We start from the raw sequence: 19145 nt of genomic DNA on the forward strand, positions 1-19145 counted from the left end.
GTCCGCAGGCGCCTGCCCTCCGGCGTGTCGCCGCGTGGTCCGCACCGACGGTTCCGCACCCGCAGTGGCCGCTGCTGATGCCCCCGTCACAGGTCGGGTCAGAGCGCCAGCAGCCAGCCGATCGCCGCCGTCAGCAGCGCTCGGTGGTCGGGGGACTCGAAGGAGCGGACGTCGTGGCCGAGCGCGTCGTACAGCACGCGGCCCGGCCCCGGCGCGACCCAGACGACCGGGTGCGCGCCCGCGGACACCGGCCGGTCGGACGCCTCGTCGGCGGTGACGTCGGCGAGCACGAGCGGCCGGACGCCGGGGTCGACCTCGAGGTCCGCGTACCGCTCGTCGACGACCGCGAGCGGACCGAGGCCCGCGGTGACCGGGTGCGGGTCGCCGGCGACGCGGAGCACGGCCGGTCCGAGCGGCGGGTGCCACGAGCGATCCTCGACCCACCGGCCGCCGACCTCGCGCGCCCACCGCGGGTCGTCCCGGAAGGCCATCGCCGACTGGTGCACGGCGAGCACCGGGACGCCCTCGGCGACCCAGTCCGCGCGCCGGTCGTGGAACCCGCGCCACGCGTCGTCGTCGCCGTCGAACTCCGCGTCCCGGCGGCCGTCGCCCGCGACGACGACCAGCAGACCCGGCGCGTCGAGCCCGCCGAGCGCGTCGGGCCGTGTGCCCCGGACGTCGACCGGCAGCCCGACGTCCGCGAGCAGGGCCGCGAGCGCGTGCGACGTCGCGGCGACGTCGTGCCACGGGTCGGCGTACCGGCCCTGGCCGACGAGGACGAGGGCGGCATCGGTGACGGGCGCCATCGCGCCAGCGTGCCACGCGGCCGGCGCAATCCCCTGGCGTCCCGGTCGCGCACCCTGCTCGACTGCCCGCGTGAGGATGCACGCCGACGAGCTCGACCTCCCGACGGACCTCGTGGCGCGCCTGGTCGCCGAGCAGCTGCCGCGGTGGGCCGGGCTGCCGGTGCGGCGGGTGGCGTCGAGCGGCACCGACAACGCGATGTTCCGGCTCGGCGACCGCATGGTCGTCCGGCTGCCGCGCATCCACTGGGCGGCCGGCACCGTGGACCACGAGGTGCGGTGGCTGCCGCTCGTCGCGGGTCGCCTGCCGGTCGAGACGCCGCGAGTCCTCGCGACGGGCAACCCGTCCGACGACTACCCGTGGTCGTGGTCCGTGCTGACGTGGCTCGACGGGGTGAACCCGCGGATCGACGCGCTCGACGACCCCGACGCGCTGGCCCGCGAGCTGGTCACGCTCGTCCGCGCGATCCGCGCGCTCGAGCTCCCGGACGGCGAGCCGAAGGACCAGCCGCTGAGCGGTCGGGACGACCAGGTCCGCCGCGACCTGGCGGCGCTGGCCGACGACGTCGACATCGCGACCCTCGCGGCCATCTGGGACGAGGCCCTCGCGCACGCCGAGTGGGACGGCACCCGCACGTGGGTGCACCACGACCTCGCGCCCGGGAACCTGCTGCTGCGCGACGGCCGGCTCAGCGGGCTGATCGACTTCGCCGGCATCGGCCTCGGCGACGCGGCCTCCGACCTCGGGGTGGCGTGGAACCTGCTGCCGGCGGGCGCGCGGGCCACGCTGCGCGACGGGCTCGGCGTCGACGACGCCACCTGGGTGCGCGGCCGCGCGCGGGCGCTCGCGCAGGCGCTCGTCCAGCTGCCGTACTACCGGGACACGAACCCGGTGCTCGCCGCGAACGCGTGGCGCGTGCTGCGCGAGGTCCTGGCGGACGCGCGACACGCCTGACGGCCCCGCGCGGCCGGGCGCGGGCGGCGATCGGTCTGCTGGACGCCGCGCGATCCGGGTGCGCCGTACCGAACGTGCGGCCGGCGCGGCGACACGCCGATCTCGCGGCCTCCGCACGCGGCGTGTCGGCCGCTCGCCCGCACACCTGGCACGGCTCGCGGTCGGCACCGCCCCGTCCCGGACAGGACGAGGCCCCGGTCCTCCGCGGAGAACCGGGGCCTCGTCGTCCGAGCGCTCAGTGCGTGAGCGCGGGAGCCGCCTCGGGCTCGTCGACGCCGTCGCGGTCGACGCGCGCCGCCCGCAGGCGGGACGCCACCACCGCGCCGAACGCGATGAGCGCCGCGACGATCGCGATCGCCAGGCGCGCCGGCTGGTTGGCGCCCGAGCCCACCGAGATCGCCACCACGGCCGGCGCGATGAGCACCGACACGAGGTTCATGACCTTGATGAGCGGGTTGATCGCCGGGCCGGCGGTGTCCTTGAACGGGTCGCCGACGGTGTCGCCGATGACCGCCGCGTCGTGCGCCGCGGAGCCCTTCCCGCCGAAGTTGCCGTCCTCGACGATCTTCTTCGCGTTGTCCCACGCGCCGCCCGAGTTCGCAAGGAACACGGCCATGAGCACGCCCGCGGCGATGGCGCCCGCGAGGAACCCGGCGAGCGGGCCGACGCCGAGGCCGAAGCCGACCGCGATCGGGGCGAACGCCGCGAGCAGACCCGGCGTCGCGAGCTCGCGCAGCGAGTCACGCGTGCAGATGTCGACGACCTTGCCGTACTCAGGGCGGACCTCGCCGGTCATGATGCCCGGGAAGTCGCGGAACTGGCGGCGCACCTCGAACACGATGGCGCCGGCCGCCCGGGTCACCGCGTCGATCGCGAGGCCCGAGAACAGGAACACGACCGCCGCGCCGAGGATCACGCCGACGAGGGTCACCGGCGAGATGACCTCGTACCGCGTCATGGCGGCGACGATGTCGCTGCCGACGTGCACGCCGGGCTTGGCGAGCGCGATCGACACCGCGTCGGCGTACGAGCCGAACAGCGCGGTCGCGGCGAGCACGGCCGTCGCGATCGCGATGCCCTTCGTCACGGCCTTCGTGGTGTTGCCGACGGCGTCGAGGTCCGTGAGGATCTGCGCGCCCTCGGGCGTCACGTCGCCGGACATCTCGGCGATGCCCTGCGCGTTGTCGCTGACGGGCCCGAACGTGTCCATCGCGACGATGACGCCGACGGTCGTGAGCAGGCCGCAGCCCGCGAGCGCGACCAGGAACAGCGACAGCGCGATCGACCCGCCGGCGATGAGGAACAGCGCGCAGATCGCCGCGGCGATGATGCCCGCGGTGTAGACGGCCGACTCGAAGCCGACGCCGATGCCCGACAGGACGACCGTCGCGGCACCGGTGCGGGTCGTCGCGGCGACGTGCAGCGTCGGCTTGCTCGTCGTCCCCGTGAAGTAGCCGGTGACCCAGAGGATGACGCCCGCGAGGACGACGCCGATCGCGACGGCCGCCGACGCGATGAGCCGCGGGTCGCCGGCGTGCTCCGTGAGCTTCGCGGTGCCGTCGGTGAACGCCGCGAACGTGTCGGGCAGGTACACGAACGCCACGACCGCGGCGAGCACGACGCCGATGACGGCCGCGACGTAGAACCCGCGGTTGATCGCCGCGAGACCGCTCTCCTGGCCGCGCACGCGCGTGGTGAACACGCCGATGACCGCGACGAGCGCGCCGATCGACGTCACGAGGAGCGGGAACACGAGGCCCTTCTCGCCGAACGCCGCACGGCCGAGGATCAGCGCCGCGACGAGCGTCACGGCGTACGACTCGAACAGGTCGGCGGCCATGCCGGCGCAGTCGCCGACGTTGTCGCCCACGTTGTCCGCGATGGTCGCCGCGTTGCGCGGGTCGTCCTCGGGGATGTGCTGCTCGACCTTGCCGACGAGGTCGGCGCCCACGTCGGCCGCCTTGGTGAAGATGCCGCCGCCGACGCGCATGAACATCGCGAGCAGCGCCGCGCCGAAGCCGAAGCCCTCGAGCACGGAGGGCGCGTCACCCTTGTAGATCAGGACGACCGCCGCCGCGCCGAGCAGGCCCAGCCCGACCACGGACATGCCGACGACGCCGCCGGTGCGGAACGCGATGCGCGCGCCCTCGGCGCGGCCGTTCTCCTGCGACGCGGCCGCGGCCACGCGCAGGTTGGCCCGCGTCGCGAGCCACATGCCCAGGAAGCCGATCGACGCCGAGAACACGGCGCCGACCAGGAAGAAGATGGACCGTCCCACCTTGATGCCCGCATCACCGGGCAGCAGGAACAGCAGCGCGCAGACGACGACCGCGAACAGCGCGAGCGTCCGGAACTGCCGGTTGAGGTACGCGCTCGCGCCCTCCTGGACGGCCTGCGCGATGTCGCGCATGGACTGGGTGCCTTCACCGGCTGCGAGCACCTGACGGCGCAGCACGGCTGCCACGAGCAGGGCGGCGATTGCCACGGCCGCGATGACACCGACGATCGTGAGGCTCGTGGAACCGAGCTCGACCATGCATTCCTCCTCGGAGTGCGGCGCGCTCTCCCCTGATCGCGCCCGGATCCGGTTGGCCCCGTTGCCCGCCGGACCCGCAGAGTCTAGCCAGGCGCTGTGACGCATCTGACACCGGCCGACCAACGTCTGCCGACCGCCGTACGTCTTCATGTCAGGGGGCGCGCAGGGGGCGCCCCCTGCGACGACGACGAGGGTGCCCCAGCCCGGCTGGGGCAGATGCTCGCGGACGGTGCCCACGCGTGACGCGCCACGCTCGCGGAGGGCACCGCCGGCGCGTCCTGACGACCGCGTCGGGCGGCGGTATCCACGCGGGCGGGACCGGCTCCTGACCGACGAACGGCCCGCGAGGGGTGGGTGGGAGGGACCCTCTCCTCGCGGTTCGGACGCCGGGCTCGCGCCGGTGGCCGGACGGCGAGGGCGAACCGATGCAACGGTTCGCCCTCGTCGCGCGTCTGGGCTCGTAGGGAGCCCTGTGACGAGACGATGGAGCCGTGCCGCCGAACCAGCCCGACACCCTCGAGGTGCTCGCCCGCGAGCGCGGGCGCGCGCTGTTCGGCTACGCGCTCCTGCTGAGCGGGGACCCGCGGCAGGCCGAGGACCTGGTGCAGGACGCGTTCGTGCGGGTGTTCGCGCGCACGCGCACCGGCTTCGCGCCGGACGCGGCCGAGGCGTACGTCCGGCGCGCCATCCTGACCATCCACCTCGACGTGCTGCGCCGACGCCAGCGCTGGAGCGGGCTGCGGCACCTGGTGCAGCACGACGAGCGGTCCCGCGAGGCGACGCCCGATCCCGCGGCGGCGGTGACGGCCGGCGTCGACGTGCGCGCGGCGCTCGACCGGCTCGCGCCGCAGGAGCGGGTCGCGATCGTGCTGCGCCACGTCGAGGACCTCACCGTGCCCGAGGTCGCGGACCGCATGGGCCTCGCGACGGGCACCGTCAAGCGGTACCTGTCCACGGCCACGCACAAGCTCGAGTCCCTGCTCGGACCACTGCCCGACGACGCCGGGCCCGCCGTCACGTTCGGCACCCACCCCGCCACGAAGCCGCTCGACACCCGGAGGTCGTCATGAACCACCCGACGCCCGACCCGCACGGCAACCCGCTGAGCCACGCGCTCGACGACGCCGCCGGCTGGCCCGAGTCGCTCGGCTACGACGTGCCGGTGACGACGATCCGGCGTCGCGTGCGCCGGCGTCGGACCGCGCGGCGGGCCGCCCTCAGCGGCGGAGCCTGCGTGCTCGCGGCCGGGGTCGTGGTCGCGGCGCCGGCCGTGTGGGGCGCCGTCACGACCGGCCACGGCGGTCGGGTCGCGGCCGGCTCGACGTCCGGCGGGTCGACGGCGTCCGACTCGCTCGGCGGCGGCGTGGCTCCGCTGCCGAACGGGTCCGAGGCGCAGGGCGACGACGGCGCGGGCGGCGACTGGCCGGCCCAGTTCGACCGGTGCGGCAAGCCCCTCGCCGACCCGCCGGACCCGACCGAGCTCACGCTGCGGGGCGCGACGGTCGCCGCGGACGGCACCTGGCAGGCGACGACCGTCGCGCGCCGGGACGACGGGATGCACGCCGAGGTCGTCGGCACCGACGTCTCGCTCGTGCGTGACGGCGTCGTCGTCGCGGTCCAGGAGGGTGCGCAGGTCCAGCAGCCCGAGGGCCCGACGACCGCCTCTCCGCACCGGCCGGGCATCTACGGCACGATCTCCACGCCGGTGACCGCGCACCTCGCCTCGTGCGCGCAGTACCCGGTCGGCCACGGGTCGCCCGTCGTCGAGCCGGGCACGTACGAGCTGGTCGTCGTGCAGACGCTCGCGATGACGGGCGACGGGGGCGACTGGACGCAGCACGCCGTGGCGCGCTCGACCGTCACCGTGCCGGCCGCGGGCTGAGGGGGCGAGCCATCGTGCGCGGGGTCTGGGACGCCGCCGGCTCACGGGACGGGCGGGCCGGGCGGCACGCGCCCGCGGCGGGGGCCGGCTCGCCCGGCACGACCGTGACGCGGGGCGGTCGCGCCGGGGTCGCCGTCGCCGCGGTCCTCGTGCTCGCCGCCACGAGCGCGTGCGCGGGAGCCCGAGGCTCGTCCGGCGGCGCGTTCCCCGACCTGCCGAGCGCGTACCACCGGTGGTGCGGGCGCGCGATCGACGAGCTGATCCCCCACTGGGCGCCCGAGCTGCTCCCCGGACGCGGGGCGCCGACGCTCACGATCGACGCGCCCGCCGACCTGCCGGCCGACGCGCCGTGGCGCCTGCGGACCACGCTCGACGTCCCGGTCGCGCCGTCGGGCACGGACTCGCGGACCAGCACGGCAGACGGCGACGGGACCGGGTCGACCGCCGGACCCGGCGACACCCCGGGCGGCGGCACCTCCAGCCCGGTCCCGGGTCCGGCGCCCGACCCGCTGACCGCGATCGTCTACGGGACCGACGTCTCGCTGCTGCGGGACGGGCGCGTGGTCGCGGTGCGTGCCGGTCGCGCGGCGCCCACCGTCGCGGAGGCCACCTCGCCGGAGAACCGCGGCGACTACGCCGCCGTCGCCCTGCCCTTCTCGGAGGACGTCGAGGGCCGGTTCGTGGCGTGCGACGGTCACACGCTCGGTGGGGCGTACGACCTCGTCGTCACCGACACGATCGCGCTCGAGCCGTGGGCGACCAGCGACGTCGGCGTCGCGGTGCCGACCGGGGGGACGCCCACCGAACCCGCGCCCGACGCCTGGCCGACGGACGGCCAGGCGCTCGTCACCGTCGTCGGGGCGAGCGTGCCGGTGCAGGTGGCGACGGGTCCCGGCGGCTCACCCAGGCCGCTCGGCACGGCCACGGCGGAGCCGGCGCCGGCGCCCACGGGCACCGACCCGGCCGCGTGCGGCGCACCGGTCGCGGGTCTCCGCGCGCTCGCCGCCGCCCCCGCGCCGATCGCGGTCGACCTGACCACCCGCGCCCTCCCCGATGCGCGCCGCGGCGAGCCGTACTCGTTCGGCCAGCGCCTCACGAACGACGGGACCACGCACCTCGACGAGCTGACGGGCCACCCGCTGGTGCTCGTCACGCGGGACGGGCGCGTGGTGGGCGGGCCCGGCGAGGCGAGCGACGCCATCGGCCTCGGCGTCCAGCTCGACCCCGGCACGTCGACGCAGTCCCCCGGCCTCGCTGCCTCGACGCTGCTGCGCGCGTGCGTCCCGGACCAGGCGGCGACGGTCGGCGACCCGCTGCCACCGGGCACGTACGACGTCTGGACGGTGTGGACGTTCACGCCCGCGGCGATCGGACCGCCGATGCGCGTCCCGGAGACACCCGCCGCCCACGCCGCGGCCGAGGGCGCAGGGACGTCCCGCGGGTCGACCGGCGCGGGGACCGTGGCGGGCAGCTCCGGGGCGTCGAGCTCGTCGGGCGGGGGGAGCAGCGGCGGCGCCTCCGACCTGCCCCGCGGGACGGCGCCGGGATCCGTCGACCCCACGGGGCCGGACGCACCCGTCAGCTCGCCCGCCTCGTTCGTCGCGGTCGGCGGTCCGTGGCCGCTGACGATCGGCTGACGCACCGCGACCCGGCCGGGTCGCCACGCCGACCGCCGCGGGTCCGCAGCGCGGTCAGCCGTGCCGGCGTCGCCGGATGACGTCACGGATCGGCGGCACGAGCACGCCCGTCGCGGCCAGGTCGGCGCGCGTGCGGACGCGGTTGCGCCACACGCCGAGCACGCCGACCACCCACGGCACCAGCAGCACCGAGAACGCGACGCGGAAGGCGTCGAGCGAGTACGTCGTCGTGCCGGGCGGCGACACCACCTGCAGCACCACGCCGATCGCGAGCACCGAGAGGATCGTCGACGCGAACCCGCCGACGTTGACGAACCCGCTGGCCGTGCCGATCCGGTGCGCGTCGGAGAACGTGCGCGCGTAGTCCATCCCGACGAGCGACACCGGGCCGCCGACGCCCAGCACGATGACGACGAGCACGAGCTGCCACAGGGGCCGCGGCGTGTCGAACGCGAGCACGCTGACCCACGCGAGCAGCGACGCAGTGGCCGAGCCGAGCACGATCCAGCTGCGTCGCAGCGGGTGCCGCGCCGTGAGCCGGCCGATGATCGGGCCGGTCGTCATCGCGGTCAGCGTGAGGGCGGTGAGCAGCAGGCTCGCCTCGGCGGTGCTGCGCCGCTGGGCCGTCACGAAGAACGGCACGCCCCACAGCATCGTGACGACGTTGGCCGAGAAGGGCGTCAGGAAGTGGCTCCAGAACCCGAGCCGCACGCCCGACGGCGTCGTCGCGAGCCGCACGTCGTGCCAGAACGGCTCGCGCCGCCCGAGGTCGGCCGAGCGTGCGGGCGAGCGGAGCAGCACGCCACCGACGACGGCCGTCGCGAGGCCGACGCCCGCGAGCGTCGCGAACGTCGCCGTCCAGCCGTGGTGGTGCAGCAGCCAGGCGACCGGGATCGCGGACGCGAGCTGGCCGCTCTGCCCGATCAGGCCGGTGACCTGCACCATCACGGGGACGCTGCGCGGCGGGAACCACTCGGCGACGAGGCGGCAGGCGCCGATGAAGACGGGCGCGTCACCCGCGCCGATCAGCACGCGCGCCACGAGGGCCACCGGGACGCTGTGCGCCGTCGCGAGCACGAGCTGGCCGGTCGCCATCAGCACCGCACCGCCCGTGAGCATCGCGCGCGGGCCGAGGCGGTCGATCAGCTGACCCGCCGGGATCTGCATCGCCGCGTACGCGGTCAGCTGCACGACCGAGAACAGCGCGAGGCCCGTGGCCGCGAGGTCGAACCGGGCGACGGCCTCGACGCCCGCGACGCCGAGCGCGGTCCGGTGCGTCACCGCGACGAAGTAGACGAGGACCGCCGCTGACCACACCACCCAGGCGGCGCGGGTCGGCCGGGGCTCGGTCGCGGATCGCATCGGTGCCATTCTCCCGCGCCGCGGGGTGGGCTCCGACCACCCGGCGCGGTCGTGCCCCAACCTGGGGGCGGCGTCGTTCGTCATAGAGGTAGCGGCCACCGGGCCGGCGAGGAAGCGGGGACCGATGGGCTGGGAGCAGGCGCTCGACGCGCTCGTGCGCGACCGCGGCGCGGCGCTCGTCGGGCACGCCTACCTGCTCACCGGTGACGTCCGCGAGGCCGAGGACCTGGTGCAGGACGCGCTGGTCCGGGTGTTCTCGCGCGGGAGGCCCGTCACCGAGATCCGGTCGGCCGAGGCGTACGTGCGCCGCGCGATCCACACGATCTACCTCGACGGCTTCCGCCGCCGCCGGCACTGGGCCACCATCCGGCACCTCGCGGCGGTCGACGAGCGCGCGCACGTGCTGCCGCCCGAGCTCGCCGTGGGCGACCGGCTGGTGCTCGCCGAGGCCCTCGCGACGCTGTCGCCACGCCAGCGCGCGTGCGTCGTGCTGCACCACGTCGAGGACCTGCCGGTCGACGAGATCGCGCTGCTGCTCGACCTCAGCGCAGGGGCGGTCAAGCGGTACCTGTCGGACGGGCGGGCCGCGCTGCGGGCCGCGCTCGTCGGCACGGACGTGGGCCCGCCGCAGCAGCGCACCCGCTCCGCCCTGGCGGACCGCGACGCGCCCGGCCGTCGCCGGATCGACCCCGACGACGAGGCCGACGCCGTCCACGAAGAGACCATCGAGCTGATCCCCCGGAGGACACGATGACCGACGACCTCGACGACCTGCTCGCCGACCTCGCCGCGGCAGCGACGCGCGCCGCCGCGCACGGGACGCTCGGCGGCGAGGCTCCCGCGGCCGTGCACCGCATCACGGCGCGGGTGCGCCGCCGCCGCGCCGTGCGCCACACGGGCCAGGGCGTCGCCGTCGCGTGCGCCGCCGGCGCCCTCGTCGCGGGCGGCGCGCAGGTGCGCGGCGCGATGCACGCGCCCCCGACCGCCGGGCCCGCGCAGACCGGCAGCGACGTGGACGACCTGCGGATCGACACGTTCGCGCCGGCGCCGTCGGACCCGGGGACGGCGGCCGACGACGGGCCCCGGACGGACGGCCCGGCGACGACGGTCCCGCCGGGGGCGCTCGCCTCCGCGGTCGCCTCGGCGAAGGCCGACGCGGAGGCGCAGGACAGGGCGGCCGCCGAGGAGCGGGCGCGGGTCGAGCGCGAGCTGCGTCTCGGGCTGGGCGACCCCGCCGCCGCGATCTTCCGCTGCGGCGAGCCGGTGCACACGACGATCCACTCACGCCCGGACGCGAACGGCCTGCTGCTGGCGGCGGACGACGACCTCACCGCGCAGGTGACGGGCATCGCGCAGCTGACGTGGCACGCCGAGCTTCCCACCGCGGCGCGCTACGCGATCGTCGGCACGGACGGCACGGTCGTCGCGCGGCTCGTCGAGGACGACGCGACCCGCACGCGCGTCGACGGCACGCGACCCGAGCAGACCTACCGGCTCGCCGGCGGTGTGCACGTCGTGGGGTGCGAGGGCAAACCCGACGTGACGCCGGGCGAGAAGGTCGTCGCGTGGCCGTACGTGAGCGCCGACGTCTACAAGGACGCGTCCAGCACGACCGGCACCCCGGTGGTCGCCATCGCCGAGCCGCGCGAGATCACGGTCCCGTAGCGCGGGCTCCGGTCCGGACCGCGAGTTTCCGTCAGGACCGCGAGTTCCACCGTGATCCGTGAGTCCTGTCTCACGGGCTCGTGCTCGATCTCACGGACTCGGCGCGGTCTCACGGAGTCGACGTCGGCGGACCTCCCGGCACCGACCGGGAGGCTTGTGCTCGAGCCCACCGGATCGGCTCGTGCCTACCCGGTCGCCGCACGCTCACCGGAGCGGCCCGCGCCTACCCGGTCGCCGCACGCTCACCGGATCGGCTCGTGCCTGCCCGGTCGCCGCACGCTCACCGGAGCGGCCCGCGCCTACCCGGTCGGCGCACGCTCACCGGATCGGCCCGTGCCTACCCGGTCGCCGCACGCTCACCGAGCCGCCTCCCGCGCCCGCACCGCCGCGAGCGCGTGCCGGTACTCGGTCGTGGTGCCGTCCGGGCGAGCCTCCTGCAGCACGTGGTCCTCGACGCCGATCCCGGCGAGCACGGCGGTCAGGTCCGCGACGTCGGCCGGCGTCAGCACGGTCGGGTCGACCGTCGTGCGCACCTGCACGTCGAGCGGCGGCCCGTCGAGCGGCCGCGCGGCCGCGGTGTCGAGCAGCAGCCGCAGCGAGGTGAACGCGGCGTCGGCGGTGGTCGTCGCACCGCCGACGCGCGTGATCTCGCGGTAGAGCCGCGCCGGTGCCTTGACGTCGAACCCGACCCAGTCGACGTACGGCAGCACGGCCGCGAGCCGGTTCGGGTAGGCACCCGACGTGTGCAGCCCGACGAGGAACCCGGCGTCGCGCACCGCGCGGCACGCGTCGGCCAGCGCCGCCTGACGGGTCGGCTCGCCGCCCGAGAACACGACGCCGTCGAGCAGCCCGTGCCGGCGCGCGAGCAGCGCCGTCACGTCCGACCACGGCAGGACGCCCGGCGTGCGCGGGTCGAGGATCGCCTGGTTGTGGCAGTACGTGCACCGCCACGGGCACCCCTGCAGGAACACCGTCGCCACGAGGCGGCCGGGCCAGTCGCACGTCGACATCGGCGTCAGGCCCGCGATCTCGAGCGTGTCCGGCGACCGGTCCGCCCAGCCGAGGTCGACCGGCGCCGGGCCCCGCCGTCGGTGCGGAGGATGCGACCCGACGAGCACGCTCCGAGCGTCCGCCGCGTCGGCCGACACAGCGTCCTCCGCACCGACGGTCGCCGCCGCGCAGCCCGGCGCGCTCATGCGCCGACCCCCGCGCCGGCCAGTGCGGCGGGTTCCTGGAAGTGCACCCGCTCGGCGTGCTCGCCCTTCTTCCCGATGTTGAACGAGCTCACCGGCCGGTGGTAGCCCATGACGCGCGTCCACACCTCGCACGGCGAGCCGCAGTCGGGGCACGTCGGGTGCTCGCCCGCGAGGTAGCCGTGCCGCTGGCAGATCGAGAACGTCGGCGTCACGGTCAGGTACGGCAGGCGGAACCGCGTCAGCGCGCGGCGCACCAGCTCGCGGCACGCGTCGGGCGACGACAGCCGCTCCGACATGTACAGGTGCAGGACCGTGCCGCCCGTGTACCGCGTCTGCAGCTCGTCCTGCCGCTCGAGCGCCTCGAACGGGTCGTCGGTGAACCCGACCGGCAGCTGCGAGGAGTTCGTGTAGTACGGCTGGTCGTCGGTGCCGGCCTGCAGGATGCCGGGGAACCGCACGCGGTCCTCCTTGGCGAACCGGTACGTCGTGCCCTCGGCGGGCGTGGCCTCCAGGTTGTAGAGGTGGCCGGTCGCCTCCTGGAACTCGACCATCCGTCCGCGCACATGGTCGAGCAGGCGGACCGACAGTGCGTGCCCACGCGGGTGCGTCAGGTCGTACGCGTTTCCGCTGAAGTTGCGGACCATCTCGTTGAGGCCGTTGACGCCGATGGTCGAGAAGTGGTTCTCGAGCGTGCCGAGGTAGCGGCGGGTGTACGGGAACAGCCCCTCGTCGATGTACCGCTGGATGACGGTCCGCTTGAGCTCGAGCGACGTCCGCGCGAGCGTCAGCAGCCGGTCGAGCGCCGCGTACAGGCCCGCCTCGTCGCCCGCGTAGAGGTAGCCGAGGCGCGCGCAGTTGACGGTCACGACGCCGAGCGAGCCCGTCTGCTCGGCCGAGCCGAACAGGCCGTTGCCGCGCTTGAGGAGCTCGCGGAGGTCGAGCTGCAGCCGGCAGCACATGCTGCGGACGTCGCCGGGGTTCATGTCCGAGTTCAGGAAGTTCTGGAAGTACGGCAGGCCGTACTTGGCGGTCATCGCGAACAGCGCGTCGGCGTTCGGGCTGTGCCAGTCGAAGTCGCGCGTGATGTTGTACGTCGGGATCGGGAACGTGAACACGCGGCCGCTCGCGTCGCCGGTCGTCATGATCTCGATGTACGCGCGGTTGATGAGGTCCATCTCCGGCTGCAGGTCGCCGTAGGTGAAGCCGCACGGCTCGTCGGCCACGACCGGGACCTCGTCCTTGAGGTCGTCCGGGCACGTCCAGTCGAACGTGAGGTTCGTGAACGGCGTCTGCGTGCCCCACCGGCTCGGCACGTTGAGGTTGTAGACGAGCTCCTGGATGCCCTGGCGGACCTGCTCGTACGTGAGCTCGTCGAGGCGGACGAACGGCGCCATGTACGTGTCGAAGCTGCTGAACGCCTGCGCGCCCGCCCACTCGTTCTGCATCGTGCCGAGGAAGTTGACGATCTGGCCGATCGCCGAGCCGAAGTGCTTCGGCGGGCACGCGTCCACCTTGCCCGGCACGCCGTTGAGCCCCTCGGCGAGGAACCGCCGCAGCGACCAGCCCGCGCAGTAGCCCGACAGCATGTCGAGGTCGTGGATGTGCAGGTCGCCTTCGCGGTGCGCGCGCCCGACCTCGGGCGGGTACACGTGGCTCAGCCAGTAGTTCGCGACGACCTTGCCCGCCGTGTTGAGGATGAGCCCGCCGAGCGAGTACCCCTGGTTCGCGTTCGCGTTGACGCGCCAGTCGCGGCGGTCGAGGTACTCGTCGATCGACGAACCGACGTCGACGACAACAGGCTCGGGCATGGGGTTGCTCCTCGTCACGCTCGCTCGGCCCCGACCACCAGATGTTGTGGTCGGCCGGCCGTTGGTGGGCCAGATGTGGCAGTTCTATGCCCTGGTCCGACCGGCGAGCGGGACGTTCGTCCCGGCGGTCGTGGCGGTGGTCGGCCAGCCCTCGGGGCGCGGGCGACTCGGTGGGGGAAGTCCGCGGCGTGTCGCTGCGCGGCGCCCGTCGGCACCGTCTCAGCGGACGACGAACCGCACCCGCTCCCCGGGCCGCAGCTGCGCGAGCCAGTGCAGGTCCGGCCGGCGCACGACGGCGAGCACGGGGTACCCGCCCGTCACCGGGTGGTCGATGCCGAACACGATCGGCCGCCCGTCCGGCGGCACCTGCACGGCACCCGGCACGAGGCCCGCCGGGGGCAGCTCCGCGTGCTCGCGCTCCGGCACGCGACGCAGGGGCGTGCCGTCGAGCCGCAGCGCGACGCGGTTCGTCGCAGGCGTGACGAGCCACGGCCCGGACCGGTCGAGCGCCTCGAGGCCCCCCTCGACCCACGCGGCGTGCGGACCGGGCGCGAGGTGCAGGACCACCTCGGAGGCCCAGTCGCGTACGGGCGCGACGTCGACCGGCGGGAGGTCGGCGGGCGCCGGGCCGACCGGCAGCGCGTCACCCGCGGCCAGCGGCGCCGGCCCGATGCCCGCGAGCTGGTCAGCCGACCGCGAGCCCAGCACCGGCACCACGTCGAGGCCGCCCCGCACCGCCAGGTACACCCGCAGCCCGCGCGACGCGGTGCCGACGTGGAGCACCTGCCCGGCCGCGAGCTCGATGGGCGCGTGCCGGCCGACCGGGTGCCCGTCCACGTCGGCCGCGCCGGGTGCGCCGGCCAGCGCGACGGTGACCGGCCGATCGGCGCGCACGCGCAGTCCGCCGAGGAGCACCTCGAGGCCGGCTGCGCCCTCCGCGTTGCCGACGAGCCGGTTCGCGAGCGCGAGCGCCTCGGCGTCTGCCGCACCCGCCCGGCCGACGCCGACGTGCGCCCAGCCCGCGCGGCCGAGGTCCTCGACGAGCGTGAGCGTGCCCGGGTCGAGGACGGTGAGGGCGCGGGTGCGGCCGAGGGCCGGCGGCGCTGCGCGCTCGGGCGCGTCGGGGTCGGGGTCGGGGTCCAGGTCCGCGTCCCGCGGCCCGGCAGGGTCCGCGGCCGGCACCCCTCGGAACCGGACGCGCGTGCCGGGCGTCAGCAGCGCGGGCGGGTCGCGGTCCACGTCGAACAGCGCGACGTCGCAGGTACCGAGCAGCCGCCAACCGCCCGGCGTGGCCGCGGAGTACACGGCGCTGAAGCGGTCGGCGATCGCGACCGCTCCCGCCGGTACCCGCTCGCGCGGGCTCTCCCGCCTGGGGACGTGCAGCGCGGGGTCGAGCCCGACGAGGTACGCGAACCCCGGCATGAACCCGCCGAACGCGACGGTGTACTCCGCGGCCGCGTGCCGGCGGACGACCTCGTCGCGCGTGAGCCCGGTCAGCCCCGCCACCTCGTCGAGGTCGGGCCCGTCGTACCGGACCGGCAGCGTGACGAGCTCGGACGCGGCGGGCTCACCCGCGGACCGCGTGCCGACGGTGGCACCCGCGAGCGCCGCCACCTCGCCTTCGACGTCCCGCACGAGCGTCTCGAGATCGGCGCCGGCCGCGACGCGGAGCAGCACGGACGCCGCGGCGGGCACCTGGTCGACGACCCCCGCGAGGGCGCCCGCGCGGCGCGCGGACCGGAGCGCGGCGTCGACGTCGCGGACGGCGGTCAGGTCGGGCAGCGTGACGAGGACGGCGTCGTCCCCGAACGCCGCGACCGACCACGCGTCAGCGGTCATGCGAAGGCGCCCACCTCGAGCCCTGCGGCGGTCAGCGCCTGCCGGACGCCCTGGGCGAGCGCCACGGCGCCTGGCGTGTCCGAGTGGACGCACAGCGTGTCGACGTCGAGCGCGACGCGAGACCCGTCGACAGCCGTCACCTCGCCGCGCGCTGCCATCGCGACGACCCGTGCCGCGACCTCGTCGGGGTCGGTGACGAGCGCGCCGGGATCGCTCCGTGCGCTGAGCGCGCCGTCCGGCCGGTAGCCGCGGTCGGCGAACCCCTCGGCCACTGCTCGCCAACCACGCTCGTGCGCGAGCCGCAGCACGGCCGAGCCCGGCAGCCCGACGACGGGCAGCGCGCCGACGTCCGCGACACCGTCGAGAACGGCGACGGCCTGCTCCTCGTCACGCGCGACGACGTTGTAGAGCGCGCCGTGCGGCTTCATGTAGGCGACCCGGCCACCGGCCTCCCGGGCGATCCCGACCAGCGCGGCGACCTGCTCGGCCACCTGCGCGCGCAGCACGTGAGGGGCGACGGCGAGCGACCGGCGCCCGAAGTGCTCGCGGTCCACATACGACGGGTGCGCCCCGATCGCGACACCGCGCTCGACGGCGGCACGGCACACCGCGGCCATCGTCCGCTCGTCGCCGGCGTGTCCGCCGCACGCGACGTTCGCGCTCGTCACGACGTCCAGCAACCGGGCGTCGAGCCCGGGCTCGCCCGGCCGCCACGGGTCGAGGCCCTCGCCGAGGTCGCAGTTCAGGTCGATGCGGGTGCGCACCCTCGCATCCTGCCGGACGGCACGTCGGGGGACGCTGCCGGTCGCACGCTCGCATCCTCGGAGGCGCGCGTTCCGGGACGCCACGCACCAGGTGCGACCATGGGCCGGTGGCGGGGACCGGGGAGCTGCTCGACGTGCTCCTGGCGGGCGGTCGCCGCGCGGACCGCGCCACGCACGTGCGCGTCCTGCCCGAGCGTGCGGGCGAGCACGCGGACTGGCCCACCTGGGCCGACACCGACCTCGTCCACGGCTACCGCGAGCTCGGCGTCGAGCGCCCGTGGCGCCACCAGGTCGAGGCCGCCGACGCGGCGTGGGCCGGCCGGCACGCGGTGCTGGCGACGTCGACCGGTTCGGGCAAGTCGCTCGCGTTCTGGCTGCCTGCGCTCACGGCGGTGCGGGCGGCGAGCGCGTCGGGCGTGCTCGCACCCGGCCGCGTCGAGACCGTCGCGCGCCGCGCCTCGACCCTGTACCTGTGCCCGACCAAGGCGCTGGCCGCCGACCAGCTGGCCGCTCTCGACCGGCTCGTCGGCGCCGCGCGGACGCGCGACGTGCGAGTGGCCACCTGCGACGGCGACACGTCGCTGGACGAGCGGCGGTGGGTCCAGGAGCACGCACAGGTGGTGCTGACGAACCCCGACTTCGTCCACTTCGCGCTCCTGCCGCAGCACCGCCGGTGGTCGCGGCTGCTCGGGTCGCTGCGGTACGTCGTCGTCGACGAGTGCCACGCGTTCCGTGGCGTGTTCGGGGCGCACGTCGGTCTCGTGCTGCGGCGACTGCGGCGGATCGCCGAGTCGTACGGCTCGTCGCCGGTCTTCCTGCTGGCGTCGGCGACGACGTCGGACCCGGCCGAGAGCGCCGCGCGGCTGGTCGGCGTCGACCCCGACGACGTCGTCGCAGTGACCGCCGACGCGTCGCCCGCGGGCCGGAAGACGTTCGTGCTGTGGCAGCCGCCCGAGCTGCCGGGTCGCGAGGCGCCGTGGTCGGCGCTCGTGGACGACGACCCGTGGGCGACCCCCGTGCCGGTCCCCGCGGCGGCGACGACGGCCGGTGACGCCGAGCGCACCGCACCGCCGTCGCCGGACGACGTGTGGCGGGTCGACACCGATCCTGCTCCTGCTGCACCCGAGGGGCGGATCGTCGCCGAACCCGACGAGCTGCCGCGCCGCACCGCCACCGCCGAGGTCGCCGACCTGCTGGCCGATCTCGCCGCGGCGGGGGCCCGGACGCTCGCGTTCACGCGCTCGCGGCGCGGCGCGGAGTCGGTCGCCGCCTCTGCCCAACGAGCGCTCGACGAGGTCGACCCGGAGCTCGCCCGGACCGTCCGCGCCTACCGCGGGGGCTACCTGCCCGAGGAGCGCCGGGAGCTGGAGCGCGCGATCCGTTCCGGCGACCTGCGCGGCCTCGCGACGACCAACGCGCTCGAGCTCGGTGTCGACATCTCCGGGCTCGACGCCGTGCTGATCGCCGGCTGGCCCGGGACGCGAGTGTCGCTGTGGCAGCAGGCGGGACGCGCCGGGCGCGCGGGTGCCGAGGGGCTGGTCGCGCTCGTCGCCCGGGAGGACCCCCTCGACACGTTCCTCGTGCACCACCCCGAGGCGATCCTCGACGCGCCCGTCGAGGCGACGGTGTTCGACGCGACCAACCCGTACGTGCTCGCCCCGCACCTGTGCGCGGCCGCTGCCGAGCTGCCGCTGCGCGCCGAGGAGCTCGCGACGTTCGGCCCGCAGACGGGCGAGCTCCTCGCGGAGCTCGTCGAGCGCGGGGCCCTGCGCCGCCGCCCGTCGGGCTGGTACTGGACCCACGCCGAGCCCGCGACGCGCCTCACCGACCTGCGCGGCACCGGCGGCGACCCCGTGCGCGTCGTCGAGTCCGCCACTGGCCGGCTGCTCGGCACCGTCGACGCCGGGTCCGCCGACTCGACCGTGCACGACGGTGCGGTCTACGTGCACCAGGGCCTCGCCTTCGTGGTCGACGACCTGCGACTCGCAGACGGGGTCGCGCTCGTGACCCGCCGCGACGTGGACTACGGCACGTGGGCCCGGTGGGTGACGTCGACCGACATCGTCTCGGTCGACGAGCAGGTCGCCTGGGGTCCGCTCACGTGGGGCTTCGGCCACGTGGACGTGACGACCCAGGTGCTCTCCTACCAGCGGCGCCGCCTGCCCGACCTCCAGGTGCTCGGCTCGACCGACCTCGACCTCCCCGCCCGGACCTTGCGCACGACCGCCGTCTGGTGGACCGCTCCGGCCGAGGTCCTCGCCGCGGCGGGCGTCACCGTCGAGGCGGTCCCGGGCGCACTGCACGCCGCGGAGCACGCCTCCATCGGCCTCCTCCCGCTGCTCGCGACCTGCGACCGGTGGGACCTCGGCGGCCTGTCCACCGCGATGCACGCCGACACCGAGCAGCCGACCGTGTTCGTGCACGACGCGTTCCCCGGCGGCGCCGGCTTCGCCGAGCGGGGCTTCCGCCTCGGCGCGACGTGGCTGCGCGCGACCCGCGACGCGATCGCTGCGTGCCGCTGCTCGACCGGCTGCCCGGCGTGCGTGCAGTCGCCGAAGTGCGGCAACGGCAACGACCCGCTCGACAAGGCGGCCGCGATCCGACTGCTCGACGTGGTCCTGACGCACGCGGACGGCTGACGCGCGGCCGGCTCGGCCTCCGCGCACCCTGGGCGCGCGCGACGCCGGCCCGTGGCCAC

General features: G+C 75.8%; 14 protein-coding genes. 7 read left to right on the forward strand and 7 right to left on the reverse strand.

The features are described 5' to 3' along the window. Window positions 1–98 precede the first annotated feature (98 nt). Window positions 99–806, reverse strand: coding sequence for a ThuA domain-containing protein (locus tag QRT04_RS05855; RefSeq protein WP_289454210.1), 708 nt, complete (start codon window positions 804–806; stop codon window positions 99–101). A gap of 76 nt (window positions 807–882) precedes the next feature. On the opposite strand from QRT04_RS05855, the gene QRT04_RS05860 reads away from it, so the two are divergent. Then, window positions 883–1758 (forward strand): aminoglycoside phosphotransferase family protein, encoded by an 876-nt coding sequence (locus QRT04_RS05860; RefSeq protein WP_289455724.1) that lies wholly within the window; start codon window positions 883–885, stop codon window positions 1756–1758. A 235-nt stretch (window positions 1759–1993) separates the two neighbouring features. Here QRT04_RS05860 and QRT04_RS05865 read toward each other — a convergent pair whose 3' ends face one another. Further along, a complete protein-coding gene (locus QRT04_RS05865; protein WP_289454211.1) occupies window positions 1994–4294 on the reverse strand; it encodes a sodium-translocating pyrophosphatase in 2301 nt (766 codons plus the stop codon). 491 nt (window positions 4295–4785) lie between these two features. Here QRT04_RS05865 and QRT04_RS05870 point away from each other — a divergent pair, with 491 nt between their 5' ends. From QRT04_RS05870 to QRT04_RS05880, 3 genes are read left to right on the forward strand one after another with little or no spacing between them, the layout of a single operon-like run. Continuing rightward, window positions 4786–5364 carry an RNA polymerase sigma factor gene (locus QRT04_RS05870; protein ID WP_289454212.1) on the forward strand — a complete coding sequence of 193 codons (579 nt, stop codon included), beginning with the start codon at window positions 4786–4788 and terminating at the stop codon, window positions 5362–5364. Further along, window positions 5361–6176, forward strand: coding sequence for a hypothetical protein (locus QRT04_RS05875; RefSeq protein WP_289454214.1), 816 nt, complete (start codon window positions 5361–5363; stop codon window positions 6174–6176). The genes QRT04_RS05870 and QRT04_RS05875 overlap by 4 nt, the downstream gene beginning before the upstream one ends. A gap of 14 nt (window positions 6177–6190) precedes the next feature. Next, a complete protein-coding gene (locus QRT04_RS05880) occupies window positions 6191–7813 on the forward strand; it encodes a hypothetical protein (protein WP_289454215.1) in 1623 nt (540 codons plus the stop codon). A gap of 54 nt (window positions 7814–7867) precedes the next feature. Here the strand turns inward: QRT04_RS05880 and QRT04_RS05885 are convergent, their stop codons facing one another. Next, window positions 7868–9175 (reverse strand): MFS transporter, encoded by a 1308-nt coding sequence (locus QRT04_RS05885; RefSeq protein WP_289454217.1) that lies wholly within the window; start codon window positions 9173–9175, stop codon window positions 7868–7870. 124 nt (window positions 9176–9299) lie between these two features. Between QRT04_RS05885 and QRT04_RS05890 the strand changes: the two genes are divergently transcribed. Further along, window positions 9300–9929 carry an RNA polymerase sigma factor gene (locus QRT04_RS05890; protein ID WP_289454218.1) on the forward strand — a complete coding sequence of 210 codons (630 nt, stop codon included), beginning with the start codon at window positions 9300–9302 and terminating at the stop codon, window positions 9927–9929. Next, the gene (locus QRT04_RS05895) at window positions 9926–10840 is read left to right on the forward strand and encodes a hypothetical protein (protein WP_289454220.1); all 915 of its coding nucleotides are present in this window, start codon (window positions 9926–9928) and stop codon (window positions 10838–10840) included. The genes QRT04_RS05890 and QRT04_RS05895 overlap by 4 nt, the downstream gene beginning before the upstream one ends. Before the next feature lie 356 nt (window positions 10841–11196). Here QRT04_RS05895 and QRT04_RS05900 read toward each other — a convergent pair whose 3' ends face one another. The 4 genes from QRT04_RS05900 to QRT04_RS05915 all read right to left on the reverse strand — a co-directional run bounded on the left by QRT04_RS05900 (window position 11197) and on the right by QRT04_RS05915 (window position 16447). After that, on the reverse strand, window positions 11197–12036 hold the full coding sequence (locus tag QRT04_RS05900; protein ID WP_289454222.1) for an anaerobic ribonucleoside-triphosphate reductase activating protein: 840 nt from the start codon (window positions 12034–12036) through the stop codon (window positions 11197–11199). After that, window positions 12033–13844, reverse strand: a complete 1812-nt coding sequence (locus QRT04_RS05905) for a ribonucleoside triphosphate reductase (protein WP_289454223.1) — start codon at window positions 13842–13844, stop codon at window positions 12033–12035. The genes QRT04_RS05900 and QRT04_RS05905 overlap by 4 nt, the downstream gene beginning before the upstream one ends. A gap of 219 nt (window positions 13845–14063) precedes the next feature. Further along, a complete protein-coding gene (locus QRT04_RS05910) occupies window positions 14064–15683 on the reverse strand; it encodes a 5-oxoprolinase subunit B/C family protein (RefSeq protein WP_289454224.1) in 1620 nt (539 codons plus the stop codon). After that, window positions 15680–16447: a LamB/YcsF family protein gene (locus QRT04_RS05915; RefSeq protein WP_289454225.1), complete on the reverse strand. Its 768-nt coding sequence runs from the start codon at window positions 16445–16447 to the stop codon at window positions 15680–15682. The genes QRT04_RS05910 and QRT04_RS05915 overlap by 4 nt, the downstream gene beginning before the upstream one ends. Window positions 16448–16554: 107 nt before the next feature. Between QRT04_RS05915 and QRT04_RS05920 the strand changes: the two genes are divergently transcribed. Continuing rightward, complete coding sequence (locus tag QRT04_RS05920; protein ID WP_289454227.1) at window positions 16555–19086, forward strand: DEAD/DEAH box helicase; 2532 nt, start codon at window positions 16555–16557, stop codon at window positions 19084–19086. The last annotated feature ends 59 nt before the right edge of the window (window positions 19087–19145 follow it).

Origin of the sequence: Cellulomonas alba, from assembly GCF_030362835.1 — a bacterium.
Lineage (GTDB): Bacteria > Actinomycetota > Actinomycetes > Actinomycetales > Cellulomonadaceae > Cellulomonas > Cellulomonas alba.